8 protein-coding genes are annotated in these 14,792 nt (G+C 36.0%); 2 read left to right on the forward strand and 6 right to left on the reverse strand.

Annotated elements, in window-relative coordinates; all coding sequences use genetic code 11:
* Positions 1-134: 134 nt before the first annotated feature.
* The 4 genes from murJ to AC2CGN_RS19795 form a co-directional block, all read right to left on the reverse strand.
* Positions 135-1,676 (reverse strand): murein biosynthesis integral membrane protein MurJ, encoded by a 1,542-nt coding sequence (gene murJ, locus AC2CGN_RS19780; RefSeq protein ID WP_484515780.1) that lies wholly within the window; start codon positions 1,674-1,676, stop codon positions 135-137.
* Positions 1,673-2,773, reverse strand: a complete 1,101-nt coding sequence (locus tag AC2CGN_RS19785) for a glycosyltransferase (protein ID WP_429980333.1) — start codon at positions 2,771-2,773, stop codon at positions 1,673-1,675. Before AC2CGN_RS19785 ends, murJ begins: the two co-directional genes overlap by 4 nt.
* A complete protein-coding gene (locus tag AC2CGN_RS19790) occupies positions 2,770-3,915 on the reverse strand; it encodes a polysaccharide pyruvyl transferase family protein (protein ID WP_484515782.1) in 1,146 nt (381 codons plus the stop codon). The genes AC2CGN_RS19785 and AC2CGN_RS19790 overlap by 4 nt, the downstream gene beginning before the upstream one ends.
* Before the next feature lie 498 nt (positions 3,916-4,413).
* Positions 4,414-6,684 carry an S-layer homology domain-containing protein gene (locus tag AC2CGN_RS19795; protein ID WP_484515784.1) on the reverse strand — a complete coding sequence of 757 codons (2,271 nt, stop codon included), beginning with the start codon at positions 6,682-6,684 and terminating at the stop codon, positions 4,414-4,416.
* A gap of 235 nt (positions 6,685-6,919) precedes the next feature.
* On the opposite strand from AC2CGN_RS19795, the gene AC2CGN_RS19800 reads away from it, so the two are divergent.
* Positions 6,920-8,881: an S-layer homology domain-containing protein gene (locus AC2CGN_RS19800; RefSeq protein WP_484515786.1), complete on the forward strand. Its 1,962-nt coding sequence runs from the start codon at positions 6,920-6,922 to the stop codon at positions 8,879-8,881.
* A gap of 388 nt (positions 8,882-9,269) precedes the next feature.
* Here the strand turns inward: AC2CGN_RS19800 and AC2CGN_RS19805 are convergent, their stop codons facing one another.
* Positions 9,270-10,550, reverse strand: a complete 1,281-nt coding sequence (locus AC2CGN_RS19805) for an oligosaccharide repeat unit polymerase (RefSeq protein ID WP_286925067.1) — start codon at positions 10,548-10,550, stop codon at positions 9,270-9,272.
* 347 nt (positions 10,551-10,897) lie between these two features.
* Here AC2CGN_RS19805 and AC2CGN_RS19810 point away from each other — a divergent pair, with 347 nt between their 5' ends.
* A complete protein-coding gene (locus tag AC2CGN_RS19810) occupies positions 10,898-12,823 on the forward strand; it encodes an S-layer homology domain-containing protein (RefSeq protein WP_484515788.1) in 1,926 nt (641 codons plus the stop codon).
* A 75-nt stretch (positions 12,824-12,898) separates the two neighbouring features.
* Here AC2CGN_RS19810 and AC2CGN_RS19815 read toward each other — a convergent pair whose 3' ends face one another.
* Positions 12,899-14,740, reverse strand: a complete 1,842-nt coding sequence (locus AC2CGN_RS19815) for an N-acetylmuramoyl-L-alanine amidase (protein WP_484515790.1) — start codon at positions 14,738-14,740, stop codon at positions 12,899-12,901.
* Between the last annotated feature and the right edge of the window lie 52 nt (positions 14,741-14,792).

A 14,792-nucleotide genomic window follows, 5' to 3' on the forward strand; every position in this document is an offset into this window, starting at 1 on the left:
CTATTTTTTTACTATAAAACATTATGAATATGACAATTTTTTAGAACAATGATTAACAAGTATAGAGGATAAGCTTTTTAATAAAGACCAAACAAAAATGGGTATCCTAAATGAATTCTCGGATACCCATTACTTTATTGCTTTAAAAATTTTCTTTTTAATTTATCACTAAATTCTTTGACTTCCTTCACTCCAAATAATAAATACGAGCCTACGACAACTGCGCTAAAAATAACAAGGCTTACAATGAACGTTATATATCTGTTGTCAAATATTAAAAACTTACTTGAAAAATACAAAACAATTGTGATAATAATCATTGGCGGAACTGCTCTGAAAAATTGAAGCTCTTTGCTAAAAATACCCATTTTCAAATCATACTTATAGGCTGCATAAACAATCAGCATAATAAAGTTTGTTACTGAACTCACTAAAGTACCCCATGCAATTGCCTCTGCTCCATATTTATCGACAAGCAGCATAATAAAGGCAATGTTAACAACAAATACATTTATTAAGCTGAAGATAACCGGTGCTATTGAGTCACCCTTTGCATAATAAAAGCGAGTTATATACATGTTTGCAGCTAAAAAATACATCGATAAACAGAAGATTGCCATTACTGGTGTAGTAATTGCAGTTGAAACTTCATTAAAATTACCACGCTGATAAACAACCTGTATAAGATTCTCTGCGTAAAAATATGAGTAGATTGTTACAGGATAAAGCAACAACAATAGATAATGTAAACCTTTGGAGTATAAGCTTTTAATAGAAGCATGGTCATTCTCTGCCTCTTTTTTACTCAAAATTGGAAAGATAACAGTCGTTACAGCTGTAATTAAAATTGCTTGCGGGAATTGCATAAGTCTTGAGGCATAGTTTACAGCAGCTACTGCCCCTTCAGATAACATCCCTGCAAAAACACGCTGTAATAATGCATAAAGTTGAATTGTAGCGCCACCGAGCATCATCGGTAAAATTATTACCCACAATTGCTTTGATGCCATATTACGTTCAAATGAAAAACCAACCTTATATGAACCCATTTTACGATAACCGATAATTAAGAAGTATATCATTATTATCGCACTTACTAATGCACTAATCCCATATCCCACTGCATCGATAGATTCAATATTAGATAAAACTACAGCAATTAATAAAAAAACTGCATTATAAATTAAAATGGCAAAACTAGACAAATGGAATTTGTGATTTGCATTTAGCAACCCACTATACCATGAGGATAATACGAGTAAGATTGACGAAGGCATCATCCAATAATACAGATTTTTAGCTAACTCTAAATCACTTTGACTTAATTTCCCATCTTCGTCTTTAGCTTGATTAAACATGTCCATAATCGGATTAGTAAATGCTAACATTACAATGGTCATTATGGAGACAGTTAACAATACAATTGTAAATGACTGTTTAACAAATAGGGCACGGTCCGTTGTTTCTCGATTATAAATAGTGATAACAGCAGTAGTAAATGCACCACCTACGACTAGATATAAAAAATTTGGAATTGTATAAGCTGTAAAAATACTATCAGCAATATGGCTACTACCATATTGATAACCAATAATTACTTCGCGTAAGAATCCAAAAACACGAGATACAATATTAATAATCGTAACTGCCCCGATTATTTTTAAGAAATTATTCATAAGTCATCCCCACCTTCAATGGCCGACTTATAAATCGCTATACAGCGAGCTGTTATATTTTTTTCATCGTGAATGTCTAAAACTTTCTCGACTGCTTCACGATTCATATATTGTTCTTTTGGCGTGTTCACGGCACGCAGCATCTCCTCAGATAAAACCATAGCATTTTCGGGCTCCACTAAATGCCCTGCGCCTTCCCCAAGCAAAGAGACAAGGCCACCTACATTTGATGCAATAACAGGTGTATCTGTTGCTAATGCCTCTAATGCTACTAATCCAAACCCTTCTAAATGGGATGGTAATACAAAGACATCACTTGCTTGGAACCACTTCACTAGTTCTTGTTGTTTTAGTGGATCTACAAATTTGACGTCCTCACTAATTAATGGTTGCAGGGATTGGTAAAATGTCTGGTCTCTTCTAGAGCCTACAATCGTTAACTCTACAGGACGTGATACCTTTGTTTTAAGCATTTGGAAAGCCTGTAATAGCTCTTCCACACCTTTTTGCTTAATTACATTTCCAACAAATAAAAATCGGAAGGGCTCAGCAGCTAATTGTAATTCTGTACGTATAGCAGCTTGGCTTTCTTTGGTGAATACCTCTCGATTGACCCCCATGCTAACAACAGAAATTTTATTCTGTTCAATGCCAAAATCTTGTTCTATTTGTTGCGCTAGGACAGGACCCACTGCGATAACGTGCTCACTTTCACGCAAAATACTTGCTGTCCAATTGCGAATTCTTGCATTCTTTTTAGCCATACGTTCTATATCGCCACCATGGGCTGTAACAATAAACGGTATACCAAACATTTTCTTCAAAAGTAAAGACAACATACCAGAAGGGAACACATAATGGGCGTGTGTAACATCAATGGATTTTCTATATTTAAAGCCCTTCATCAACGTTGAAAAACCCCATTTTGCATATTTCATAATAGTGTTTTTCTTGCCTGTTGCTGGGTTAGTATTTACAGATATTTCTACATCTAGCCCTGCTTTTTCAAGTGCTGTGACTTGGTTTTTCACAAAAATACCGAAAGATAAATGATCAGATGTTGGATACATATTACTAATGACGAGTATTTTTTTCATAGACGTGTCACTGCCTTTTTCATTAATTCCTGACCATGCATGGCCTCTTTATGAATTTGTGTAGCAATTTGTTTCGTCTCTGCAATTGACTGCTTCCAATCGCTACTTAGTTTGCTAACCATTGTGGATAGGGCCTTCTCATCATCCTCTAAATCCTGCATTTGTAAGCAACGATCTGATGCGCCCACAAAGGACATAAAATCCTGAACTTTTGTATGGTAGGATATTGCAATAATTGGTGTTTCTGAATTCGTTGCCAAAATAAGAGAATGCAAACGTGTACCGATAATAATATCCTGCTCCTCAGTTACTTCAAGTAATCGCTCTGGCACCAAATTTTCCTCAATAATTTCTGTATGTGCACGTTGCAGCATTTTTTTCTGAATATCCTTCGTCACAGTAACGTCCTGCGGAAACTTTGTAGCAAAAAAAGTAATTTGGATATTGTGTTCAGAAATTACATGATCTAAATTTTTTGCCATGCTTGTCACGTATGCATCGTATTTTTCAACATTTCCTTCTGGCCAATAATTTGCATTATAGTAAGGAACCGCTGACACCCCTATTTTAACCGGTTTTTCAGCATAATTATGGCGATCCCCTTTTAATGTAAAGGCAGGATCACCAATAATTTCGATTGGCTTTTTTACGCCAATACTTTGCAATAGCTTTTTAGACTGAGGATCCCTTACAGAAATACTTGCTGCATAACGACACATAGCACGTATGCTAATCTTTCCAGAAAATGTATCCAGTGGTCCAGCACCACATCCGTAAATAATGTAGGGAATATTACTTTGTTTGGCCATCATTGCATATGCTCCATACAGGTGAGCCTCACGTTTATAGAAATCCATTAAAATACCACCTCCACCAATGATGAGGAGGTCAAATTTTGATACGTATGGTTTATTATTTTTATAAGTATGGATAAACGTTTTAAATAAGTTACTCTTTCTGTAATACAATGGATAGCTATGTACCCCATAACGCTCGGATGTTTGTTGTGTGTTATTACTAAAAACGGTAATGTCATCACTAGTTACCGAAAATGTTTGTTTTACTTGTTGAAGAATGCCGTATAATATTGATTCATCACCATTATTATCATTGCCGTAATTCCCCACAATGCCTATTTTCATTAAAAAACATCCTTTTACTTTTTAATACTGAGATTATACCACAATTGTTCATCATCGTTCTTTTTAAAAATAGTAAAAAAAGAGAAGCTTTATACTAGTTGATTCATCCCTTTAATGTGAGGTTAATATAGCAGTCGTCCGAATCGATTTCTCATGATGAATCTACTAGTCTTTATCAATTTCGCCTTGGCGTAATTGCGTCCGGATTTTGAATTGTGCCCGCACAATTCATTCCTTTGAAAATCCGTGACATCCGCCAGAGGCTTTGGGCTAACATGATGTTGGTCACTCAGTCGTTGCCACAGGACGTGGCGTTCCTAGACTGAGCTCCGCTATTTCAGTAGGTGTTTGGACACCCAATGAAAAGGAACTAAATCCGCATTCATCTAACCACCTGTAGAGGTAGGAGTCTTCTACTGAATGAAGATAAACAAAAATAGCAAACTAGATATAGTGACTAGTTTGCTATTTTTTACATACAATGCTCTTCTTTAAAGACTATTTCCCTGGCTGAATGGCTCTATATAGGAATAATCCGAAGTGAGCGCGACTAATAGATTCATTTGGCTTGTACGTATTATCGTTATAGCCAGTTGTAATTTTATTTGCCGCTAATTGTTGAACATATGAGTAAGCCCAATGATTCTTCGGTACATCTTTAAAGTTAATGCTGCTTGTCCCATTTAATTTATAAGCTAATGCTACTACTTTTGCCATTTGTGCACGAGTCAAGGTACCATTTGGATCAAAGGTATTGTCACCTTTTCCACTCATAATACCTGCCTCTACAACTGCTGCAATCTGTTTATAGTATACGTGATTCGCAGGGATATCTTTCAATCCTGGATTTTTTACATTTGACGTATTTAAACCAAGTGCTCGACTAATAATGACTGCCGCATGTGCTCTTGTCAGTTTATCATTCGGTCTAAATGTGCCATCTGCTTGCCCTGTAATAATCTTATTTTTCGTTAAATATTCAATTTCCTTATAGTACACATAATTATTTGGAATGTCTTTAAACAAAGCAGCTTTTGCTACAGTTACCGTAGCCGCTTCACTTTTTGTCCCTAACGTCGCCACTATCTTACCAGTAGCACCTGGATTTTTAGCTGTAAACTTACCATCATTAGTAATGGTACCGATATCTCCTTCTACAGACCATTTTACCTGTGATGCATTGTAAACTAGAGGTTTGCCCTCGTCATCCTTTGCATCCATAGTAAATTTGACAGTTTCGCCAGCGCTCACTGTTTTTGATTTCGGTGCAACGTTCATTGTTGCTGCAGCATCTACTACTTTGACTTGGAATGATTGTACAGGTGAGCCATCATAGTTGATGTTAATACGATCATTGCCAGCTTTCGTTGAAGTATAATTCAAGCCGTTAATATTTAGAGTATTATTCTCAGATGTTAGCGATAATCGACCATCAAGTGGAAGTGTATTATAGTTTTCATCTAAAACATATTTTACTGCTATACTAGACGATGCACCTGCTAAAAGAGTTGCATAGTTTGTACTATTTGTATATTCAATTTTCGCTGCTTTACCAGTTGGTGCCGTACTTACAGCTTGTAATGTTGCGGACACAAGACGCTGTGTATTACCTGAATTAGAAGGTAGATTTGCTAATACAACATTATTGCTACCGTAGTTGCGAATACCCATTGTTGTTGAGCCGCCACCATCTAAGTTAATCGCTTGATCTACACCAAGAGATACTAAATAGTTCGCAAGTTGAACCATATTCATTCCCTTACTATGACTTTGACGCCCATCAACTGTAATAAAATGAACTGTTTTCCCATTATTACTTGTAGCTACAACTGTTCGTGGTGCAACTTCTTTCGCCCGAGAGCTAGATGTGCTCATCATAATGTAAGGCTTATTATCTTTTACTAAATATGGACCACTTGCCATGATAAACTGTGCATCCTGCCAAAGCTTATCAATTGAGAAGTTAACACTTAGCTCATCTCCAATTGCTATTTGGCTTAGCTTCTTGTGCCAATCTCCACCTTGTAAAGATACTACGAATCCAGTCGCAGGAATGGATACCTTTTCCTTTGATCCGTAAGGTGTAATTTTAGTCACCTTTCCAGTTAACGTTTGTCCAAATTTATTTTCAGTAATTGGTTCACCCGTATCTACGACGATTTCAAAACCATATTCATTTGTATCTGTTGTTTTACTATAAAATTGTGGCGTATAAATAATTGATTCATAGATATTACGTTCACGATTCATACCTGACATTTCATAATTTGTACCGTTATGAGAAAGCGTGACATCAAAGTCAAAATAATCAATAACACCGCGTCCATCTGCTGCCATCCCAAATGCAGTAGGTACATTCATATATTGATCAGAGCCATTTGACACAGCCCCGCCATTTAAAATCACATTATTTTTTGCTAATAAAAATAATGGGTAGCCTTCAGACATATTAAAAAAGCTTGCATTAATAGCCCCCACTACACGATTGCCTTCACGTGAAAGACGATTAGCATTTGCTGTTGTCGATTCTTTTCCATTGACTGCTGCAGGCATACCTAATTGTACTTCTGTTGTTGGATCACCTACATCAATCGCTATATGATTAATGGAATTTGTATAGGTATTGCTGTATGTATATTGTTTATACTGCACACCTTTCGAGAGCGGATAATCCTTTTTGACCGTTTGAGATGCATAAGCATTTAACGGGGTCATCACCATTGACAATAACACAACTAAAACTAGTAAATTTTTTGCTATTCTTTTCATTTTTTGCGCTCCCAAATAATTTAGAGCCCTCACTCTCCCCTCACATATTTTACTTCTATAACATTATCAAAAATATGCCAAAATAGCTATGGAACATTTATGCTATTTTCCAGTTTCATTTAATTGTAAAGAAAACTGTTTATATAGTCTCATTTTACGATTTTTCTAACATTTGACCCTTATCGCGACACTATAACTTTGTTAAAATGATGTAGAAGTTTAGGAGGGTAAAAATATGAAAAAACTATCAATCATAGCATTGCTCATGACTGTAGTTGGCTTGCTTTTTATGCAGCCACAGCTAGCATCAGCCGATGAACTGTCAGGACATGACCATGAACCGGGTCTTCGTTATTTAATTTCCAAAAATGCATTAATCACAGATGCCAAAGGAAGCTACCGTCCAAATGCCAATGTAACCCGTGGCGAATTCGCATCTTATTTAGCAAAGTCTATGAATCTTGAAGAAGCAAACAACATCGTATTTACTGATGTCCCAAGTACATATTTGTATGCGACAGATATTCAGCTCGCTGCCACGGCTGGAATTATTACAGGCTACAAAGATGGCTCATTTAAACCGAATGCAGCTATTTCAAGACAGCATATGGCGATAATGCTGGAAAGAGCTATAAACTATTTAGAAATTCCAAAAGGTACTTCTTCTATTACCTTTAAGGATAACGCAGCAATTATTAAAGAATATCGCCAGGCAGTAGCTATAGGTGCTCAATTAGAAATCATTAAGGGCTCGAATGGTTACTTTATGCCAGAAAAAAATGCAACAATCGGTCAAGCGGCTACATTTATCCATCGATTAATGACACTTGCTGATGCAAATACTGGTAGCGGTGATGGTGGGGAGTCAAACTCTGGTGACCCTAACAGTGGTACTCCAAGCCCAGGCGAATCAAATACCACTAAGTTTGCTGTGAAGGAAATCTCCAATGGCACATTGGTTGGTAATCAAGAATTTACTACCTTTGATGCTGCCGGGAAGGCTATAACAAACAATACGCAGGTAATTGTTCAAAATAATAAAATTATGAAAATGTCCTCTGGCTATGTTGTGACAAATAATTATGTTGTCTTAAACTCAGAAACAATTAAGGATCAAATTGGGGTTGCTGGGGATACTGAAATGGAATACCTTAGCAGTGATGCTACGCAGGTGAAGGTTCGACTAGCAGGACAAGTAGGCTATTTAAAGCACGCAGATGTGACATTAATCCCATTTTCAATGAGTAAAGGTCGTTCTTACTATTCAAATGAAAATGGTGAAATTAAGCACACGCTTTACGATTACAAAACTAATAAGTATTCATCTAGCTATGTCTTCGGAAAAGCACCTTCCTTTATGAAGTCAGGCGAAAAATACTATAGCTGGGATGGTATCTTTTTCACAAATGGAAATGGCTCCTCTAAGGGTGAGGCCTATAATTACTATCAATTTTTACCGGCTCGCGCTAAAACACAATATACAGCAGAGGAACTTGATGCGTATATTATGAACAAACTAGCGGAAGTGGAAAGCACAGGGATTACTCTCTATAAAGATGCTACAACGAAAAGTAAGCTTATTGGCTTAGGGCAAATATTAAAAGAGGTAGAAGAGAATTCACAAATTAATGCACTGCTTATTTTATCACTTGCTCAGCATGAAAGTGCTTATGGTATGAGTAAGAACGCCCAAAACTTAAATAATTTATTTGGTTTATATGAATATGATACAAACCCACTAAACAAAAAATTTGATAGTGTTGCTGCAAATATCAGTGAGCTTGTTGAAAAGTTCCTTCAGCCAAACTACATTACTCCAGGGGGGTCTCCTGGAAGAAACTATGCTAATGGTGCAGTCGTTGGTTCAAAGGCTGTTGGCTTTAATGTGAAATATGCTTCTGATCCATTCTGGGGAGCGAAAATTGCAGGTCATTACTACCGTGCTGAAAAGGCTTTAGGCTTTAAGGATGCCAAAAATCCATATATAGTTGGTATCACAACGACTACTGGTTTAAATGTTCGTACAGATGCATCGACAAGCAATAGCCCACTATTCACTTATGCAAGAAGTGGTATGCCTGTTATCATTACAAGCTCTGCTACAAATGGCTGGTATGAAGTCCTTTCTGATAAGCTTCATTCGGGAACAGCTTTTATTAGTAAGGACTATGTACAAGTGATTAACACTGTAAAATAAAAGAAAAGTCGTCCTTCATGCAAGGGCGACTTTTCTTTTGTTAACTATTATATCGATGACATGTAGTACTCTGTGGCAAAACGAAGCACACCACAGAAAAGCTTATAAATATAATAACTATTGGGCTCTGAAGATTGTTAGTCTATTTAGCACAAGTAGCCTTCTATCTAGCACAATTACAAGTCAATCATGCACTTTTCCTCATCAATTCAGCAACCCTCCCCCAAAAACAAAGATTTCCAAATATATTCGACCCAAAAACTTTTGAATAAAACCCCTTTATTCATAAAGATTAACGGTATAATTTTCCATACATCTCAAAAATATTGCTTGGGTAATAATTTCTATAAAAAAAGATGTCTCAAAAAATTTGAGACACCTTTAGATGTTAATAGCGAAGTTTTTTGTTTTCCGTTTTTATAATCGCTGAGGCTAATATCACAAAGCCAAGCATTAAAATAAAGATTAAATCTAGTAAGCCTGTGTGCATTGATACTGTAAATAAAGTAATAACAAAAGCATAGGCTACTGAGTGGAAGCTACGGATACCACCTTGCTTCACTTTATTATAAATAAGTGAAATTAGTACCCCATACAAGAAGAAGCCAATTGCCACAAGCAAATAACCACCATCTAAGAATAATTGGCCGATAAATGTCGGTGTAGTTGTTCTTGTTGGACGTGTGATATATTTACCTTCCTCAACACTTAAGGAATTGACAACCTCGGTTACTCGCATACGTGGTGACACTTGCTCACCCGGTAAAATCGTACTGAAGATACCCCCATGAATTTCTCCATTTAGGTAACCTTCCTCCTGTGTATACTCCATAATTTTACTTAAAACAATATGACCAGTCACACTCTCACCATTTAATGAACGAATCCATTTAGGTGTTAAATTAACTTTTTGCTCCACAGTTAACAGCTTTTCTTTTTCTGATTCGGTTAATTCTACATCTGGCTGTTCACGGCTATTAAATTCCTTCGTTGTATCCTCAGTTAAAACACGGAGGAAGCCGAACATTGAAAATACTACACCAATCACCAATAATGCAGTCAGGAACCATGTCAGTTTCACACGCTTTACAACATAGTGGAAAATAATAATACCTGTAAATAACATGATAATTAGTGGTGTACGATATCCCATTAATAAGAATAAGAACATAACACCAGCGTAAATGGAACCATATATTAAAACTTTCTTCCATGACATGTGCTTTTCTAATATCATTTTATAGGATAATAGCAATAACACACCAAACCATAATAATTGGGCAAAGAAGTTTAACTTTGGATTGAGGTTACGTCGGTTGGATTCATCAGCAATTCCTAATCCTCCACCAAAAATCATTAAAAAGTATGACGCTAGACCAAGTAATGTTAAAAATACAATGAAATGAACAACATACTTCCCAAAGAAGGATAAACCAAATGATGGGATTGTCCACTGCAATTTATCAATAATAAAGACTCCAATATAATAGCAAGCAATCGCTAAAAGTACCGCTGGCCAAATTGACACACGTACATTAAATAGTTCAAATCGATGGAAATCAAAAAGACTTGTAAAGAAATAGAGTACTAATATAAAAGGTAAAAAGAAGTACGGTGAAAACGTATCAATCTTGTTGACCTTTTCAAAAGTTTGTTTCAGTTTATTCATAAATGTCATACATCTCAGTAGATGTGATTGCCCTCCTCTATCGTGAATCATCGTTGTGTAATTCTTTCATTTTCTATACAAAACAAAGGTTATTATATCATAAATACAGGTAGACTTATAGAAAGGAATGAATGTATTTTATATGAAATTATTCGATCATTTCTCTATTTGTCCAAATGGGAATTAGAAACCCATTTTATAATATATCCATACTTTCTTTAATTTAAAAATAGCAGATGAAAATTTTAGAAAAGAGCCAAATATTAATGATTCATCCATTATTTAGATGTATGATGAGTAATAGTCATGCACGTTGATGTAATATACAAATAAAGGATGTGGATTTAATGAAGAAATTATGCGTTTCATTTTTCTTACTTTGTACTTTTATAGTGATTGCTTCCTTATCACCTACGGAAGCAAAAGCAGCACAAAAAATCGGTGTTGTTTTTTCAGAAAGCAGTGAAAAATATGCGAATACAACACACCCAGGTGGTACATATAAAGGACAAGCTGTTTCACCCAAGGTAGATTATAGCTCTACTTATAATAAAGAATTAAAGGCTTTTCTCCTCTATCAGCAACAGGGCTTTCAAGTAGAAAAAATTTATGAGAAGGACCTAAATAATCTAGAAAATTTAAGTCAATATGACGCAATCGTCTTCGCTTATACAGTTATGATGAATCATCAGCAACGTGAAAATGTAAAAATGTACATAAGAAATGGTGGCGGTGCCATCTTTGCATTCCAAACAGCACGGAACGAATCTACTAAATTTCCTAAGCCAGGTCAAATGGATCTTTCTCCTTTAATTTATGATGTAAATTCATGGGTTATGGAGTGGGATAATTTAACGGAGGTCTTCCATTCACGTTTTATTGACGATATTATGCTTGGAAATTCAACAATAAGTAATGTTAATACCGTTCATCCCATTATTCAACATACAACAAAAGAGCTTGGCAAAAGTAAGATTAGTCTTACAAAAACAGATCAAGATTGGGTGGAAATCATAAAACCTTGGCAAGGTGGGTCTGCAACACCTATATTATATTTCTCAGATTATAATAGTACAGATAAACCAAAGACTATGAAAAAAAATGAATTTGGTGCAGCACATGCTATCGAATATGGTAAAGGCCGAGTCGTTCAAATTGGCTTTAAAATCTATGATTATATTGATATAGATACGAAAGCAGATTGGCAGGATAATGAAAATGGGGCTGCCTATTCAACAACACATGGCGACAAAGATGCCCAAGTATTTATGAAGCATGCTTTAAATTGGGTAACCGAAAATCACAATGGTTTTGTTCCACGTCGTTATAATCTGTCACTATACTCTGATAGTGTTCAAGGTTATGTAGCTCCGTCCGGAAAGTTTGTTTTCTACTCTACTGTCACGATTAAAAATAATGGCAATGTGCCAGCACGCGGTACCTTGCAAGTAGAGATTTTAGATGCAAACGATAAAGTCGTAGGCAAAGGGCATGAACGCTACATACCCGGGCTAGCTGCAGATGCTACAACAAATAATGCTGATCAAAAAGACATCAGTTCTCACACGGAAAAATATCAAATTTTTATGCCTGGTAATTTAGCTGCTGGAACATATACAATACGTACATCCTTTATAGAAGGGCGTGAAGATCGTAAAAATGCTGATGAAAAATATGCTACGATTGCAGAAATTAAAACGCTCACACGCGCAAAAGGTTCCAATAAAGCAACAATTGCGGCTGCACCATTCTTCCAGGATGTAGCCAAATCGAATGGAGCTTACTATGATATTAAAAATTTACAAGCATTAGGAATTGTCAAAGGAAGTAATGGGAAATTTAATCCACAGGGTACTTTGACACGCTTACAGGCAACAGAAATGATACTACGAGCACTAAATATTCCTACTTCAAGCTCAGCTGCATTAAATGCCCAAGATATTAAAGCAGGTGATTATGGCTATGCCGTATTAGCAACAGGCGCACGCTATGGCATTATTACTTTAGAGGATGGCAAAATAAATGCTCATCAGCCAATGACTCGAGCTGCTATGGCAAGAGCACTTGTTAACGGCTTCAAGTTGCAGGGAATTGTAGAAATCACCTTTTCAGATGTACCTAATGCTCACGCCTATTTTAAAGAGATACAAGCACTTTATGCACTCGGCATCACAACGGGCTATGCGGATCACACATTTAAACCAAATGGTACTGTGACACGTCAAAACTTTGCTCAATTCATCAATAGAACACTTCATGCAAATTCGAAATAAAATAGGATAAGTAAGTCTTTTTAATAAAACAAATAAAAGCTACAACGTTTACCTAGCACGTTGTAGCTCTTTTTCTCATTGTTTTGAGTAATATTCCACAATACCCTTGTAGATAGATTCAGCAAATAGTTCAATATAATGATCATCTGTCAATTTAGCGCGATCTTCACTATTTGTTAGGAAGCCTAGTTCAACTAGAATAGCTGGAATAATTGTGTTGCGAATTACATAGAATTGTTCATTTTTGACGCCTCGGTTCCTCATCTTTAAATCATTAACAATTTGATTGTTCACAAATGTCGCAAGATCAATACTCTCTTGCTTATCCCCTGATGTCATCGCATAAAATGTTTCAGTGCCATTTGCAGTAGTATTATTTAAAACAGAGTTCGCATGGATGCTGACAAAAATTTCACCATAGTTCGCATTTGTAAAATCTACACGGTCTGGTAATGTAGGATACACATCATCAGTACGTGTCATTAAAACATTGGCCCCTGCTGCAGCTAATTTTCGCTCCACCAATTTACTAACCTTTAACACAACATCTTTTTCATAAATGGTACCAAAAGTATTCCCTGAATCCGTACCACCATGTCCTGGATCAATAATGATAACTCGATCTTTTAAGGGATGATCGCTTTGGTTTAATAGCTTTATATAGGATTTATGAATATATCCTTCTTGCCCTTTATAAGTAACCTGTGCCCAATAACCATTAATCCTATTTACTTGAACATATTCGCCCTTTCTCAGCTTACTTACAACCGTAGAAGTAGCGTTTGCTTCTTGACGGATATTTAAATTATCCACTGTTACGCGGCCTAATAGGTCACCTGAAACGGATGGTGGTGTGGGATTTGGATTAGAAGGGTTTTCTACTACAGCATCCTCTGTACTATTCACCACAATATAGCCAGGTAAATCATTTACTACAGTTAAATAGTAGCCATCTACCGTCTTATAAACTGGTAATGTCACTTTACTATTTACAGTCGAAATTACCTTCGAAGAAGTTGTTGGCTTTACATAAAGATTTATATTTTGTGTTGTAGTAACCTGCTTTTGAACATTTCCTAATGTGTTACCATCTGCATCTAAAAATTGTGTATATGTTTTATAAATATAAGCAAAGGACCCTTTATTTGAAACCTTTAACCAATCTCCTTCAACCGCATGGACTGAAAGTATGCCACCTTTATGGGCTGTACCTACAATATTAGCAGCAGATGAAGTGTCTTTAGATTTACGAATATTTAATCCATCGGTTGTCGCAGCAACTAATCCAATAACCTGTGATGCATCAGGTGTAGCCATACCTTTTACAGGTACATCTAAGCGATATTTTTCATTTTTTGCTCGCGCTACAAATAACGCAAATTGTTTACGTGTGACCTGTTCGTTTGGATTATATTTTTGATTACTCCCCTTTGTGACACCGTTATAATAAATCGTATTCACATATGTAACGTATGGATGGTTAATAGTAACGTCTATAAAAGGAGAATCGCTATTTTCATACTTACTTGTATCAAGCTTAAACGCCTTCGTTAATACATAACTCATTTCATCACGAGTTAAAGGTTTATTCGGTAAAAATTGTCCATTTGTATTTGTTTTAAAGAAGCCGAGCTGTACAGCACGTTCTACATAGCCTGAAAGCTCCGAGCCAGCTTTTACATCTGAGAAGCTTGATGTATGAACAACTAGCGGTTTGTTGCCTGAAGCTACAACAACCATTTTTGCCGCTTGTCCACGCGTTACGTTATTATTGGGTTTATAATACATTTTACCTTTTTCCGTATATCCTTTAATAACACCTAAATTCACTAAATAATTAATCTCTTCAAATGCTTCATCTTGTTTCGGAATATCTACAAAAACACCACTTGCTTGTGCACTATGTACAGTAAACATAGAAATAAATAAGATGCATAGTATAAAACTAATCCTTTTGAGATACAATTTC

The sequence above is a fragment of the Lysinibacillus sp. DFXJR4 genome, from assembly GCF_057196045.1.